Source organism: Kribbella sp. VKM Ac-2568, from assembly GCF_004345365.1.
In the GTDB taxonomy this organism is placed as follows: domain Bacteria; phylum Actinomycetota; class Actinomycetes; order Propionibacteriales; family Kribbellaceae; genus Kribbella; species Kribbella orskensis.
In genome coordinates this window covers 123549-137804 of record NZ_SLVF01000012.1, presented here as the reverse complement: position 1 = coordinate 137804, position 14256 = coordinate 123549, and the positions used below count along the sequence as shown (strand labels likewise).

The window sequence follows — 14256 nt, the reverse complement described above, 5'->3', positions numbered from 1 at the left end:
CGTTCTCCGAGCATAAGGTAGAAGGGTGCTATGAACGCAAGAGGGAGCGCGTCGACAGTTCGCCATGACAGCCCTGACCGCCGCGGTTCTCGCCGGGGCCAGTGGCAGACGGCCGCGGACGTGCTCAGCCAGGTCGCCCGCCAGCCGGGCATCACCCGCGCTGCCGTGGCTCGCGAGCTGCGGCTGAGCACCAGTTCGGCGACGGAGGTCACTGCGCGACTCCGGGAACTGGAGCTGCTCACCGAGACGCCCGCACCGAGTCAGGGGCGCGGACGACCGACGACCGTGTTGCAGCCGCACCCGCGCGGCCCGCTGGTCCTTGCGCTCGACCTACGGCAGGGCAACTGGCGCAGCGCAGTGGTATCACTCGACGGCGTCCTGCACGACCAGCAGTCCAAGCGCCACCGCAGTCGCCGCGCCCGGTCGGTGCTTGCCACCCTTCAGCAGGCCGTGGTGAGCACCCAGGAGCAGTACGGCGACCGCCTGCTCGCCGTGACGTTGGCTGTCGCCGGCACTGTGCGGGACGACCAGCTCATGCAAGCTCCCACGCTCGGCTGGGGACAGGTCGACTTAAGTCCGGTCACAGCCGGCACTGGCCTCCCGCTGCTCACGGGGAACGACGCGACGCTCAGCGGAGTGGCCGAGGCGCGTACGGGTGCCGCTGCCGGAGCACGGACCGCGCTGCATCTCATCGTCGAGGTAGGCCTCGGCGGGACGCTCATCCTCGACGGGATCCCGGCCAGCGGCGCTACCGGTGCTGGCGGGGAGTACGGACATATCCCGTTCGGGGATCGTGCGCGGCGGTGTCCATGTGGAGCCCGCGGCTGCTGGGACCTCGAGATCGACGGTCGGGCGCTGGCCACGCATCTCGGCGAGCCTGAGCCTGACGAGCCCTATGCCTACGCGGAGACGGTGCTGCGGAGATTGCCGGACGAGGCAGCGACGCGGGCGGTCGGCAAGGTCGCCGACGCACTCGGCTTCGGGATCGCCGGGCTGGTGAATGCTCACGACCCCGACGTGGTCACGCTCGGCGGTCTGGCGATCCCACTCCGGGCCGCGGCCTCAGACGTCTTCGACCGGGCCTACTCCGACGGGCTGATGACGTTCCACCGCCGTACGCCGCCGCCTGTGCTCGACTCGGCCCACTCCGACGACGGAGCCCTCCGCGGCGCCGCCGCCATCGGCCTGGACTACATCACCACCGAAGACGCCCTGGCCGCCTGGTCAGACGGCCGCAGCTGAACTCCCGCCAGTACTGCGCCCCGCCAGCCCCTCGGCCTCATCCGAAACCCTGCTGGGCGGGACAAACCCCACGCCATCGTCCGCAGCACCAGAAGCTCCGGCGAGCCCGGCGCTGTCGTCCGTAGTACCGGCTTCCGCTTCTTCGGGCTGCGCCGGTTTGGGAGCGGGGATGATCGGGGGTTCGAGTTCGGCGAGGATGTTGATGATGTCCTGGCGGTGGTGCTGGATCTCGTGGGCGGTGTGCCGGATGATCCAGCCGAGCGAACGCGGTGCCCGGACCGGGTAGTTGTAGAGGCCGAGCTTGCCCAGTTGCGGCGGTGTCAGCACTCTCGCCGCCGCGCCGAACTCGCGGGCGAACCGCATCAGCGCGGCCGCCACCTCCATCGGGTCCTGGTCCTCGTACTTCGCCTGCTTGACCCGGCCGGTCCGGTCCATCGGCGCGTACACCGGCCGGTCCTCGGCGAGGCACTGCGCGATCCGGAACCGCTGCACCTCGAGCACGTCGCGGACATGGCAGGCGTATTCGATCGCGGACCAGACCTCCGGCTCGGGCCGGATCCGGACCACGTCGGCGTCGGGCCCGGCGGCCGCCTTGGTCAGCGCCATGCTGCACTCCGCGGACTGCCGGACGAGCGTCGTCACCGTGCCCTGCAGGTCACCCGTGTCGTAGTCGAACCCGCACTCGTCACACAGTCCGTCCACCGGGGGGCGGCGCTTGTTCACCTGTCACTCCCGTTTCGGAACTGCCACGCGTGATCCACCGGACCGATGCCACCGCCGAGCGCGAACCCCGCGGCCACCGCCCCGCTGATGTACTCCTTGGCCGCGCCGACAGCCGCCTGTACGTCGTACCCGCGGGCCAGGTACGAAGCGATCGCACTGGCCAGCGTGCAGCCTGTGCCGTGTGTGTGCCGGTTATCTGCGCGCGGCGCCCTGAACTCTTCCCGTACTCCGGGGCCGTGCAGCACGTCCACCGCCTCCGCGCCAGAGTCGTGGCCACCTTTCACCAGTACCCAGGTGGCACCGGCGTCGAGCAGGATCTTCGCGGCGAGCTCGCGGTCCTCGACGCTGCGGAGTTCGACACCGGCGACTGGGCCGAGCTCGGTCAGGTTCGGCGTCAGCACGGTCGCCAAGGGCACGATCTCCGCGCGGACGGCCTCCATGGCGTCGGCTGCGAGCAGCGCGTCGCCGTGCTTCGAAACCGCGACTGGGTCGACTACTACGGGCACGCCGTCGGGCAAGGTGCGCAGGAGCGAAGCCACCACCCGCACCATCGAAGCCGACGCGAGCATGCCGGTCTTCACGGCGTCGACCCCGATGTCGTCGACGACGCTGCGGAACTGCGCCCGCACCTGCTCTTCGGGCAACTCCCAGGCGCCCTGCACCCCGAGACTGTTCTGCGCGGTGATGGCAGTCAGCACACTCATCCCGTGCACGCCGTTGGCCAGCATCGACTTCAGGTCGGCCTGGATCCCCGCTCCGCCGCCCGAGTCGGACCCGGCGACGGTGAGAACCCTGGGCGGTGCGCTGGTCATGACAACTCCTGGCAGCCTGCGATACGGACGATGCCCCCAGTCTGCCGCCTACCCCCGGCGGCCGCCGACGGCACCCTGCGCGCGGGATGCGTGGTGGGCATCGTCAGTTCCGGAAGTGGGCGTGGCCGGTCGTGCCGGTGTAGGGCCGGCCGTCCACCGTGACGGTGCCCGGTGGGCGTTCTTCGTTGCCTTCGGCAACTGAGCCGATGACGGTCCAGCCCTCGGGGACGTCGGCCGGCTCGAAGGTGCCGACCAGGGCGTGGTCCTCTCCCCCGCTCAGCACGAACGCCAGCGCATCGGCACCCGTGGCCGCGGCGACCGCCTGGAGCGGCTCGGCAACCGCCAGCGCCGCCGAGCGGATGTCGATCACCACCTCGCTAGCGACCGCGATGTGCCCGAGGTCGGCAACAAGCCCGTCGCTCACGTCGCACATCGACGAGGCCCCGGCGATCGCCGCGCGTGGACCCTCGGCGTACGGCGGCTGCGGGCGGCGGTGCGCCTCCACGACAGAGCGGGGCGAGCGGAACCCGCGGTTGAGCACGGTGAACCCGGCCTCAGCCCAGCCGAGCCGCCCGACTACCGCCACCTCGTCGCCGGGGCGCGCCCCGGAGCGCAGTACGGGCTGGCGGCCGTCGAGGGAACCGAAGGCGGTCACCGAGACGACGATCTTGTCAGACTGCACGGTGTCACCGCCGACGATGCTGGCGCCGAGCAGTTCCGCCTCGTCGGCGAGTCCCTGGTTGAGCTCGAGCGCCCACGCGGTCGGCAGGTCAGCGGGCGCGCCGAAGCCGACCACCAGCGCGGTCGGTCGGGCGCCCATCGCGACGATGTCCGCCAGGTTCTGCGCAACCGCCTTGCGGCCCACGTCGTACGCCGACGACCAGTCCTGGCGGAAGTGCCGGCCCTCGACCAGCAGGTCCGTCGTGATCACCATCCGGCCGTCCGGCACCGCCAGCACGGCCGCGTCGTCGCCCGGTCCGACGAGAACGTCCTCACCTTGGGGAAGGCTCTTGGTGACGGCCGCGATCAGGCCGAACTCACCAGTGCTTCCCAACGTCTCTGTCACGTCAACAGACCTCCCATATCGCTCCACGGAGTCTAGGCGGTACGGTGACCGGGCAACGAAGAGTACGCCCGGCCGCTTCGCAGTACCGGTGGCCGGCGCCAGCTGAGGACGACTGAGCGGAGAACGACGTGGTGGTCCAGGCCTACATCCTCATCCAGACCGAGGTCGGCAAGGCGGCCGACGTCGCAGCGCAGATCGCCGAGGTCCAGGGCGTCACCCTGGCCGAGGACGTCACCGGTCCGTACGACGTGATCGTGCGCGCGGAGGCCCGCAACGTCGACGAGCTCGGCAAGCTGGTCGTGGCGAAGGTGCAGAACGTGCCTGGTATCACCCGCACGCTGACGTGTCCCGTCGTCCACATCTGAGTCCGATCACCGCTCCACGGCGCCGGCGCGCCCCGCGACGAGCCGCGCCGGCCCTCACCCTGTCCGCCCTGGCGACGCTCATGCTGACCGGTTGCAGCCCCGGCCCGGTCGACATCGCCGTACCGTCGCCCGCGCCGGAGGTGGCCGAGGCCTGCGCTCCGCTGGTCCAGGCGCTGCCGGAGAAGGTGCTGGACGCCGACCGCCGCAAGACCGAACCGCCGAGCCCGCTGACCACGGCGTACGGCGATCCGCCGATCGAGGTGACCTGCGGGGTCGCGCCGCCGGCCGGGATGGCGGAGGCGCTGTCGCAGTGCTTCGAGGTGAACGGCGTCGGCTGGTTCGCCAAGGAGGTCAGCAACGGCTTCATCTTCACCACGATCGGCCGCAAGGTCTATCTGGAGATCGCCGTTCCGGACAAGTACCTGCCCGAGGCGAACGCCCTCACCGACGTCTCGGACGCCGTCAAGGCCCACAACACCTTGATCACTCCCTGCACCTGACAGCCGCCGTGGATCGTGTCGTGCTGTTCTTGTCCGGTTCCGTCTGGGAGCGTCGACGTAGCTGGTGAGAGGTACCGAGCACGGTGCCGCGACCGACTGGGAGCTACTGATGAAGTACATGATCCTGACCTACGCCTCGCAGCAGGACTATGACGGGATGGGCGGCAAGGACACCGGGAAGCCCGCCTGGACCGCGGAGGACTTCGCGGCGATGGGCGCCTTCATGGAGAAGTTCAACAACGACCTGGTCGAGTCCGGCGAACTGATCGAGACCCGCGCTCTCGCCGCGCCCGTCCTGACCCGGCGGCTCGGCTCGAAGGACGGCTCGTCGGTCGTCACGGACGGCCCGTACGCCGAGACGCAGGAGGTGCTGGCCGGCTACTGGATCGTCGAGTGCGACAGCTTCGACCGCGCCACCGAGATCGCCGCCCGGCTCGGCGACACCCCCGCACCGGAGTTCGTCCGGGCCACCGCCTACGCCGACATCCGGCCGATCGTGGAAGGCCAGGAGGACCTGGTCGGCTGATCCGAGCCGTCCGGAGGAGACATGACGCCCGCGTCCGAGGAGCTGCTGCGTGAACTGGCGCCGCAGGTCCTCGGCGCGCTCGTCCGGCGGTACGGGCACTTCGACACCGCCGAGGACGCCGTACAGGAAGCCCTGCTCGCAGCGACCCAGCAGTGGCCGTCGGAGGGCCAGCCGGACGATCCGCGCGCCTGGCTGATTACCGTCGCGTCCCGGCGACTGACCGATCTCCTTCGCCGGGAGCAGGCTCGGCAGCGGCGGGAGGACACGGTGGCTCAGTGGGTGTTGCCCGACGAGTGGCTGGCGCCGAGCGCGGACAAGGCCGACTCCCCGCAGGACGACACGCTGATCCTCTTGTTCCTGTGCTGCCATCCGTCACTGACCGCCGCGTCCCAGATCGCGCTCACGCTGCGGGCGGTCGGCGGCCTGACCACCGCCGAGATAGCCCGCGCCTTCCTGGTGCCGGAGGCGACGATGACCCGGCGGATCACCCGGGCCAAGCAGAGCGTGAAGGACGCGGGAGCGCGATTCTCGCTGCCGCCCGACCGCGCCGAGCGCCTGGACGCCGTACTCAAGGTCATCTACCTGATCTTCAACGAGGGCTACGCCAGTACCACCGGCCCGAGCCTGCAGCGGGTCGAGTTGGCGGCCGAGGGGATCCGGCTGGCTCGGATGGTGCACAGGTTGCTGCCCGACGACAGCGAGGTGGCCGGGTTGCTGGCGCTGATGTTGCTCACGGATGCGCGGCGACCGGCTCGGACCGGTCCGGCTGGTGAGCTGATCCCGATGGCCGAGCAGGACCGGTCGTTGTGGATCCGCTCGTCGATCGACGAAGGCGTCGAACTGATCACCGAGGCGCTCCCCCGCGGATCGGTCGGGCCCTACCAATTGCAGGCCGCGATCGCTGCCGTCCACGACGAGGCGCCGACGGCCGAGGAGACGGACTGGCCGCAGATCGTCGCCCTGTACGAGGTGCTGCTGCAGTTGTCCGACAACCCGATGGTCTCGCTGAACCACGTGGTCGCGGTGGCGATGGCTCGTGGTGCGTCCACCGGGCTGGAGTTGCTCGCGCGGATCGAGGACGACGAGCGGATCGCGAAGGACCACCGGCTGCACGCCGTACGGGCCCACCTGCTGGAGATGTCAGGGGACCCGGCCGGCGCGCGTACGGCGTACGAGCTGGCGGCGAGGCTGACCACCAGCGTTCCGCAACAGCGCTACCTCAACGCCAAGGCGGCAGCGCTGTAGGCGCTGGCTGGTGGTCAGCTCCGGTTCGTCAGCGGAGGCCGGTGGCCCTCGTCATGGCGAGGGTGAGCAGGCGGTCGACCAGGGCCGGGTAGTCGACGCCGGTCGCGGCCCACAGGCGCGGGAACATGCTGGTCGGGGTGAACCCGGGCATGGTGTTGATCTCGTTGATGACGAGCCGCTGGTCCTCGTCGAGGAAGAAGTCGACCCGGGCCAACCCCTCGCCCTCGATCGCGTCGAACGCGGTCAGCGCCTTCGCCCGGACCTCCGCCGCGATGTGCTCCGGCAGGTCGGCCGGCACCGAGAGCGCGATGTACTCCTCGCCCTCGGGCAGGTACTTGGTCTCGAAGTCGTAGAAGTCGTGGCCGCCGCCGGAGACCGAGATCTCGCCGCAGACGCTGACCTCGGCCGGGCCGCCGTTCAGCCCGCCGAGCACGCCGACCTCGATCTCGCGCGGGTTCTTCGCACTTGCCTCGACGATCACCTTCGGGTCGTGCGCCCGCGCCTCGGCGATGGCGTCGTCCAGCTCGGCCAGACTGTTCACCTTGCTGATGCCCAGGCTGGATCCGCCGCGGGCGGGCTTCACGAACACCGGGTAGCCGAGCCTGTCGACCGCCTCCCGGCTGGCCTGCGGGTCGCGGGTCCAGTCGCGGTCGCGGATCACGACGTACGGAGTGACCTCGAGACCGGCCGCCTCGAAGACGACCTTCATGTAGTGCTTGTCCATCCCGACCGCGCTTGCCAGCACGCCGGAGCCGACGTACCGGATGTCCGACATCTCGAGCAGGCCCTGCAGCGTGCCGTCCTCACCCCACGGGCCGTGCAGCAGCGGGAAGACGACGTCCACCTCGCCCAGCGTGCTCGGCACCTCACCCGGTTCGGAGACGACGAGCTCACGGTCGGCGCCGAACAGCACCGGCAGCGCGGTCACGTCCACCTCCGGCAGCTTGCCGTCGGTGATCGACAGTCGCTCCGGGTCGCCACTCTCCAGCACCCAGTGACCGCTGGTGGTGATGCCCACCGGTACGACGTCGTACTTGTCCAGGTCGATCACCTGGAGCACGTTGGCCGCGGTGACGCAGGAGATGGCATGTTCGCTCGACCGGCCGCCGAAAACCACGGCGACGCGGGGCTTGCTTCTTTCTTCCCTCGAGTGCTCACTCACCGGCTCGACGATAGCGTCACTTCAGTCCGGCTTTGACCAGGGTTCAGTTAAGACCTCTTCAGATCTCTGTCAGTAGCGCCCGTTCCCGACGCGTCTCCCGGGGCATGTTCCAGCCCAGAAACGCGGTCAGCCGGCCCCCGGACCGGTACTGCGCGACGAACCTCCCGAGCGCCGGATTCGACTGTTTGCCTCGTTTGGAATCAACTCCGGCGCGCCGGGTGCCGTGTACGCTGCCCGGACGCAGGACCAGTCGGCGCAGTGGCATTGGGGTAAGGCATGGGGCTTCGCGAGCTGAAGCGGGAACGGACCCGGCGACTGATCTCGGACAAGGCGTTCGAGCTGTTCACCGATCACGGGTTCGGCCGGACGACGGTCGAGCAGATCGCCGCGGCCGCCGAGGTCGGGCCGAGCACGCTGTACCGGTACTTCCCGACCAAGGAGCGGTTGGTCCTGGAATTCGTCGAGGACAGCCTGTTCGGCGCGCTGGACTGGTTCCGGGAACAGTCGGCCGACACCAATCTGCCGGACGCGCTGCAGAGTGTGATCGAGCGGGTGCTCGACCAGATGGAGAGCAACCCGGACCGGGTCAGGACCGTGTACGACCTGGCCGGGCAGACGCCGTCGCTGAGCGCGCACCTGGCCGAGGTGATCTGGCGCTGGCGGAACGAGCTCACGGTCGTGCTGGCGGGGCGGCTCGTCGGGGACTCGGCTCAGTTCACCGCGGCACTCGCGGCGGGGACCACGATGAACATCATCGAGATCGTCGTGCAGACCTGGGTGGACAACCCGGACGGCACTCAGGTCAAAGACCTCGCCCACGAGGCGATGGGCCTGCTCCGCGGCGGCGGCATCCCCCTCCCGACCTCGCAGTAGCCGGCGCTTGGGAGAATCGCGGCATGGATCCCTCCACTGTCGTCGTGCATGCCGGCCGTCCGGCCCGGGTGCCGGACGCTCCGCTCGGTGAGTCCCCCGTCTTCAGCTCGACCTACATCGCGGGCGGAGACCGCGGCTACGGACGTTTCGACAACGACGCCTGGGCAGCGCTCGAGACGACCCTCGGTGAGCTCGAAGGCGGCCGTGGCCTGACCTTCGCGTCCGGCATGGCTGCCGCTGCCGCCCTGTTCGATCTCGTACCGGTCGGGGGCCGGGTGGTCGCACCCCAGCACGCGTACAGCGGAGTACTGGGTCTGCTCGACCAGCAAGCGTCGACCGGGCGGCTGAAGGTGGATCGGGTCGACGTCGCGGACACCGCGGCAGTCTCGGCGGCGGTCGTCGGCGCCGACATGTTGTGGATCGAGTCGCCGACCAACCCGGCCATGGAGGTCGCCGACGTGGCGGCGCTTTCCGCAGCCGGTCGGGCCGCGGGCGCCGTGGTGATCGTCGACAACACCTTCGCCACACCGTTGCTGCAGCAGCCCCTGAAACTTGGCGCGGACGTCGTGATGCACTCGGCGACCAAGTTCATCGCCGGACACTCGGACGTGGTCCTCGGAGCCATCGTCACAGCCGACGACAACCTGTGGACTTCACTCGAAGCCCGGCGCCGGAGCCTGGGCGCGATCCCGGGACCGATGGAGGCCTGGCTCGCTCTGCGCGGTCTGCGGACACTGGCGCTACGGCTCGAGCGGGCGCAGTCCAACGCCGCCTTCCTGGCCGAACGACTGCTCGCACACCCGCGAGTGAGCCGCGTGCGCTACCCCGGTCTGCCGGACGACCCAGGCCATGAGCGGGCGGCCGCACAGATGTCCGGCTTCGGCGCGATCCTGGCGATCGAACTCGGCGGCGACGCGGGCGGCGCCCAGCGAGTGTGTGAAAGCACCGCCCTCTGGGTCCACGCGACCAGCCTCGGTGGCGTCGAGTCGATGCTGGAGCGCCGCCGCCGCTGGCCGGCCGAAGTACCGACCATCCCCGAGGACCTGATCCGCCTCTCCGTCGGCATCGAGCATCCGGACGACCTCTGGTCAGACCTCGACCAAGCACTCAAAGCCTGACGGACGGCAGCCGGCGCCGGCAGTTCAACCTGGCCTCGGAGAGGTGGGGATCCTGGGGTCGGCGTCCGGTGCGGATGCCTATCGGTTGGCGGGTTCGCTCGGCTGACGTGAACGCGAGCGGAGCACTGGTGCTGCGATGACGGTCAGAACGCAGAGGATGACCGGCAGCGCGAAGGCGACGTTGAGCGGCATCCAGTGGGTGAGGCCGCCGATCAAGGCCGGTCCCGCGAGCAGCCCGACGTACCCGAGGCCGACGACCTTGGCCATCAGCGCACCCGACGCCTTGGTGTCCAGGTTGCCTGCCGCCGTGAAGAGTTGCGGCACCCCGCCGGAGAGCCCGAGCCCGAAGAGCGCCCAGCCGACGAGTGCGACCGGCACCCACGGGACCACGATGACCATGGTCAGGCCGATCGCGGCCAGCGCGGCTCCGTAGCGGACGATCGCCGCGGGGCCGATCACCGCCGCCACCCGGTCCGTGGCGAACCGCCCGACGGTCATCGCCACCGCGAACGCGCCGTACGCGTAGGCCGCAGTACTGGTCGAAGTGCCGAGGACGTCCCTGAATTGCAAGGCTGCCCAGTCGTTGGCGACTCCTTCGGCGAGCATCAGGCCGAAGGCCAGGCCGCCGAGTTGCCAGACCAGCTTCTTCGACGGAGGTGCGGTCGGTGCTGGTGCGTCCGCTGTCTCGTCCTCGACTGGAGCGTCCGCCTCGATCAGATAGCGGCTCATGTAGAGGGAGACCGCGATGCACAGCGCTCCGCAGGCGCTCAGGGATACGGCGGTCGGGACTGCAGCCTTCAAGGTCGCGGCGCCGATCAGTGCCGCGAACGCGCCGCCGATCGACCACATCGCGTGGAAGGCCGCCATGATCGGTCGCGGGTAGGCGCGTTCGACGACCACCGCGTGCGAGTTCATGCCCACGTCGAGGGATCCGTTGCCGAAGCCGAACACGAACAACGCGAGGCCGAGCGTCCACCAGTTCTGGGCGAGCCCTGGACCGAACAGCGAAAGGCCGAGGAGTACGCCGGCCGCGGGGACAAGACGACGTTGGCCGACGCGGTCCGCGAGAGGGCCGGCGACCTGCATGCCGAGAAACGCCGCGCCACCCAGGATCAGCAGCAGGAACCCCAGCGTGCTGTGGGAGATCCCGGTCGCGCGTTCGACGTTCGGAATGTGCACCACCCACATGCCGACGGCGAAGCCGTTGAGACCGAAGTACGTCCAGGTCGCGACGCGCGCGGCCCGCGGCGGCGCGGCGATGTCGATGCTCAAGAGCTGCCTTCCAGGGCCGGTCGCGCTGCAACTGGCCGATCGGTGCGGGACTGATCGGTGGCCGACTGGTCGATGGCTGACTGGTCGGCGACCTGGATCAGTACTCCGCGCTGCGCGAGGACGGCGCGGGTGTCTTCGGGAGCGGTCGAGTCGGTGATGATCAGGTCGGGCCGATCGGCCGGGCAGATGTACGCCAGCGCGGTGCGGTCCCACTTGGCGCCGTCGGCCAGCACGATCGCCCGGGTGGAGACGGCGAGAGCCTGCTGCTTCACCTCGGCATCACCCAGGTCGAACGCGGTCATCCCGGCTTCGATGCTGAACGCGCACGGGCTCAGTACGGCGATGTCGAACCGCAGCGCACGCAACGACGCCAACGTCAGCGGACCGACCATCGCCAACTCCCCCGGCCTCGGTTCACCACCCGGCATCAGAAGCCGGACTCCGGGGGCGTCGACGAGTTCCTGCGCGACGTGCAGCGACAGTGGCATCACCGTCACCGTGCGGTTGTGCAGTAGCCGGGCGACCTCCAGGGCGGTCGTGCCGCTGTCCAGCACGATCGTGTCGCCGTCCCGGATGTGCTCGGCGGCGGCCCTCGCGATCGCCTGCTTCGGCCCGAGCGCGGCCGTCGCGCGCGCTGCGAACGGCGGCTCTATCCCGGTCGGCATCGCCGGCACCGCGCCACCGTGGACGCGCTTCAGCACGCCCTGCGCGGCGAGGTAGTCGAGGTCGCGTCGAATGGTCATGTCCGAGGCGCCGGTCGCCGCCACCAGCTCGGCCACGCCGACCCGGGGTACGGCCTTTAATCGCTCGACGATGACCCGCTGCCGTTCCGTACTCTTCACTGTGGAAAGTTAACATCTCGATGATCGTTCAAACAAAGGCGATGTTTGAATGGTGGACTCCCTGGGCATCCGGACGTGGTGAGGGGTTGGATTCGTGGTCGACGAGGTGCGACGGTCGCGGTACGGCGTGGGTGCCGTGTTCTGTGTGCACGGGGCGGTGACGGGGTCGTTCGCGACCCGGGTGCCGTGGATCCAGGATCACGCCTCGGCGAGTCCGGGCCAGCTCGGTCTCGCGCTCGCGTTCCCCGCGATCGGGGCATCGCTCGCGATGCCGTTGGCCGCGCGGATCACTCACCGCTTCGGCAGCCGAAACGCGCTGCGGGGGCTGATCTCGCTCTGGACGATGTCCCTGATCCTGCCGTCGTTCGCCCCGAACCTGCCGCTGTTGTGTGCGGCGTTGTTCGTCTACGGCGCCACCGCCGGGATGGCCGATGTCGCGATGAACGCCCTCGGCGTCGAGATCGAGCGGCGGATGAAGAGGTCGATCATGTCCGGGCTCCACGGGCTGTGGAGCGTGGGCGCTCTGATCGGCGCTGGCCTCGGCACGATCGCCGCGCATCTCGACGTCAGTGCCCAGGTGCACCACGTGATCGCGGCCGTCGTGCTCACCGTGGCCGGTGTCAGCGCCTGTCACTACGTGCTCGATCTGTACCCGGCCGACGACGTGGAGGCGCCGCCTCGGTTCGCGCTGCCACCGAAGTCGGCGTGGTTGATCGGTGCTGTCGGCTTCTGCGCGGTCTTCGCCGAGGGTGCGAGCCTGGACTGGTCGGCGGTGTATCTCCAGGATGTGCTCACCACCTCGGCCGGCGTCGCCGCCGCCGCGACCACCGGCTTCGCGCTGACGATGGCCGTCGCCCGGATCGCCGGGGACTCCGTGGTGGATCGGTGGGGAGCCGTTCGCACTGTTCGGGTGAGCGGGGTAATTGCCGCCCTCGGCGGATTGCTGGTCGTGCTTGCGCAGCACCCGCTGGTCGCGATGATGGGATTCGGCCTGCTCGGTCTCGGCGTCGCCGTCGTCGTGCCCCTCGCCTTCGCCGCCGCAGGCCACGCCGGCCCCAACCCGAGCCAGGCGATCGCCGGCGTCGCCACCGTCACCTACACCTCGGGCCTGATCGCCCCCTCCGTCATCGGCGGCATCGCCCAAGCCACCAACCTCACCATCTCCTTCGTGGTGGTGACGCTCCTGACCTGCGGCATAGCAGTCCTAGCCCCCGTACTGCGCCCGCGAACCCCGGTGGCCCCACCGAGCTAGAGGTGGCTAGGGGCATCCGGCGTGTGGGCTGGGGGCGTGGGTGGTGAGGAGTTGGCCGGTGCGGTCGGTGAGGCGCATGTTCTCGAAGCCGTTCCACTGGGCGGCGAGCATGAACAGGGTGTCGCCGTCGGGCCCACCGAGCATGCAGGAGAAGGCGCCGCGATCGAGGTCGACCGTCTGATGCACCTCACCTCCTTCGCGGACTCGCACACAGCGCTGGTTCGGCACGTCGGCGTACCAGACGGCTCCTCCGGCATCGAGGCAGATCCCGTCCGGATGCCCATCCCCGAGGTCGGCCCAGACCCGCCGGTTCGACAGCCCCCCGTCGGGCCCGATGTCGAACGCGGTCAACCGGCACGCGAACGACTCCGCGACGATCAGCGTCGCCCCGTCCGCCGTCACCGCCATCCCGTTCCCGAACTCGATGCCGTCAGCAACCTCCCGGGCGGATCCGTCCGGCGCCACGACAGCGATCACCCCGGGCTTGCTGAAGTCCAGGCTGCCGCCGTTCAGATAGGTGTTGCCGCGCGGGTCGACCACGATCTCGTTGAACAGTTCCGCGATCCCGCTCAGGTCAGCCGCAGTACCGAGCGACCCGTCGTCCTCCTGCCGCAACAACCTCGAACCCGCGATCACCAGCAACGTCCCGTCGGGCGACCACTCGATCGAGAACGGGATCGTGTCGGGCGGCACAGTCGCCATCACCTCACGCCCACCGTCGAGACCGACAGCGAGCACCTCGCCAGTCCCCCAGTTCGCCAGCCACAACCGCCCGTCATGCCAGCGCGCCGACTCCCCGTATCCCAAACCGTCCACCAGAACCTGCGACATCGCCGTACTCCTCGCCTAGGGAACCCTTCACCCTTGGTACGAATCCGCCGTCCGCCTTTCGACATCACCCTCGGCCTGCGCGGAGCCCCGAGGGTTGCAGTTGACACTGTGTGAAGCCGGAGAGTGAAGAGGTCATGATGAACATCGGAGAATTCGCCCGCCTCGGTGGTGTGTCGACGCGCAGATTGCGGCACTACGACGCCATCGGACTCCTCGACCCCGCCCATGTCGCCCCCACACCGGCCGCCGCTCGTACGACGTCACGCAGCTCCTCGTGCTCAACCGCCTGATTGCCCTCAAGGGACTCGGCTTCAGCCTGGAGGAGGTCGGCGTACTGCTGGCTGAAGGCGTGGACTCCGCGCAGATACAAGGGATGCTGCGTCTCCGCCGGGCCGAGCTCGAACCGTCAGGTCCGCCACGACCGCCA

The 14256-nt window shown here is 69.6% G+C and carries 16 protein-coding genes; 9 read left to right on the top strand and 7 right to left on the bottom strand.

Annotation, left to right across the window (positions count from 1 at the left end; genetic code table 11):
• Nucleotides 1-30 precede the first annotated feature (30 nt).
• Complete coding sequence (locus EV648_RS31255; protein ID WP_132298723.1) at nt 31-1242, top strand: ROK family transcriptional regulator; 1212 nt, start codon at nt 31-33, stop codon at nt 1240-1242.
• Here EV648_RS31255 and EV648_RS31250 read toward each other — a convergent pair.
• The 3 genes from EV648_RS31250 to EV648_RS31240 all read right to left on the bottom strand — a co-directional run bounded on the left by EV648_RS31250 (nt 1225) and on the right by EV648_RS31240 (nt 3843).
• On the bottom strand, nt 1225-1965 hold the full coding sequence (locus EV648_RS31250) for a DinB family protein (protein ID WP_241995767.1): 741 nt from the start codon (nt 1963-1965) through the stop codon (nt 1225-1227). The genes EV648_RS31255 and EV648_RS31250 overlap by 18 nt on opposite strands.
• Complete coding sequence (thiD, locus tag EV648_RS31245; protein ID WP_132298722.1) at nt 1962-2777, bottom strand: bifunctional hydroxymethylpyrimidine kinase/phosphomethylpyrimidine kinase; 816 nt, start codon at nt 2775-2777, stop codon at nt 1962-1964. The genes EV648_RS31250 and thiD overlap by 4 nt, the downstream gene beginning before the upstream one ends.
• Before the next feature lie 103 nt (nt 2778-2880).
• The gene (locus tag EV648_RS31240; RefSeq protein ID WP_132298721.1) at nt 2881-3843 is read right to left on the bottom strand and encodes a thiamine-phosphate kinase; all 963 of its coding nucleotides are present in this window, start codon (nt 3841-3843) and stop codon (nt 2881-2883) included.
• A gap of 131 nt (nt 3844-3974) precedes the next feature.
• Here EV648_RS31240 and EV648_RS31235 point away from each other — a divergent pair, with 131 nt between their 5' ends.
• The 4 genes from EV648_RS31235 to EV648_RS31220 all read left to right on the top strand — a co-directional run bounded on the left by EV648_RS31235 (nt 3975) and on the right by EV648_RS31220 (nt 6479).
• On the top strand, nt 3975-4208 hold the full coding sequence (locus EV648_RS31235) for an Lrp/AsnC family transcriptional regulator (protein WP_040455366.1): 234 nt from the start codon (nt 3975-3977) through the stop codon (nt 4206-4208).
• Nucleotides 4187-4708, top strand: coding sequence for a DUF3515 domain-containing protein (locus EV648_RS31230; RefSeq protein WP_241995765.1), 522 nt, complete (start codon nt 4187-4189; stop codon nt 4706-4708). The genes EV648_RS31235 and EV648_RS31230 overlap by 22 nt, the downstream gene beginning before the upstream one ends.
• Before the next feature lie 109 nt (nt 4709-4817).
• A complete protein-coding gene (locus EV648_RS31225) occupies nt 4818-5234 on the top strand; it encodes a YciI family protein (protein ID WP_132298719.1) in 417 nt (138 codons plus the stop codon).
• 21 nt (nt 5235-5255) lie between these two features.
• Nucleotides 5256-6479, top strand: a complete 1224-nt coding sequence (locus EV648_RS31220; RefSeq protein WP_132298718.1) for an RNA polymerase sigma factor — start codon at nt 5256-5258, stop codon at nt 6477-6479.
• A 28-nt stretch (nt 6480-6507) separates the two neighbouring features.
• Here EV648_RS31220 and EV648_RS31215 read toward each other — a convergent pair whose 3' ends face one another.
• A complete protein-coding gene (locus EV648_RS31215) occupies nt 6508-7641 on the bottom strand; it encodes a D-alanine--D-alanine ligase family protein (protein ID WP_132298717.1) in 1134 nt (377 codons plus the stop codon).
• A gap of 276 nt (nt 7642-7917) precedes the next feature.
• On the opposite strand from EV648_RS31215, the gene EV648_RS31210 reads away from it, so the two are divergent.
• Complete coding sequence (locus tag EV648_RS31210) at nt 7918-8514, top strand: TetR/AcrR family transcriptional regulator (protein WP_132298716.1); 597 nt, start codon at nt 7918-7920, stop codon at nt 8512-8514.
• Between the two features lie 23 nt (nt 8515-8537).
• The gene (locus tag EV648_RS31205; RefSeq protein ID WP_132298715.1) at nt 8538-9632 is read left to right on the top strand and encodes a PLP-dependent aspartate aminotransferase family protein; all 1095 of its coding nucleotides are present in this window, start codon (nt 8538-8540) and stop codon (nt 9630-9632) included.
• Between the two features lie 78 nt (nt 9633-9710).
• Here the strand turns inward: EV648_RS31205 and EV648_RS31200 are convergent, their stop codons facing one another.
• On the bottom strand, nt 9711-10904 hold the full coding sequence (locus tag EV648_RS31200; protein ID WP_132298714.1) for an MFS transporter: 1194 nt from the start codon (nt 10902-10904) through the stop codon (nt 9711-9713).
• On the bottom strand, nt 10901-11746 hold the full coding sequence (locus EV648_RS31195; protein ID WP_132298713.1) for a DeoR/GlpR family DNA-binding transcription regulator: 846 nt from the start codon (nt 11744-11746) through the stop codon (nt 10901-10903). Before EV648_RS31195 ends, EV648_RS31200 begins: the two co-directional genes overlap by 4 nt.
• Nucleotides 11747-11840: 94 nt before the next feature.
• On the opposite strand from EV648_RS31195, the gene EV648_RS31190 reads away from it, so the two are divergent.
• On the top strand, nt 11841-12998 hold the full coding sequence (locus tag EV648_RS31190; RefSeq protein WP_132298712.1) for an MFS transporter: 1158 nt from the start codon (nt 11841-11843) through the stop codon (nt 12996-12998).
• A 6-nt stretch (nt 12999-13004) separates the two neighbouring features.
• On the opposite strand, the gene EV648_RS31185 is transcribed toward EV648_RS31190, so the two are convergent.
• Nucleotides 13005-13829 carry an SMP-30/gluconolactonase/LRE family protein gene (locus EV648_RS31185; RefSeq protein ID WP_132298711.1) on the bottom strand — a complete coding sequence of 275 codons (825 nt, stop codon included), beginning with the start codon at nt 13827-13829 and terminating at the stop codon, nt 13005-13007.
• A gap of 137 nt (nt 13830-13966) precedes the next feature.
• On the opposite strand from EV648_RS31185, the gene EV648_RS31180 reads away from it, so the two are divergent.
• Entirely contained in the window at nt 13967-14119 is a 153-nt protein-coding gene (locus EV648_RS31180; RefSeq protein ID WP_158294110.1) for a MerR family DNA-binding transcriptional regulator, read from the top strand.
• Nucleotides 14120-14256: the final 137 nt, after the last annotated feature.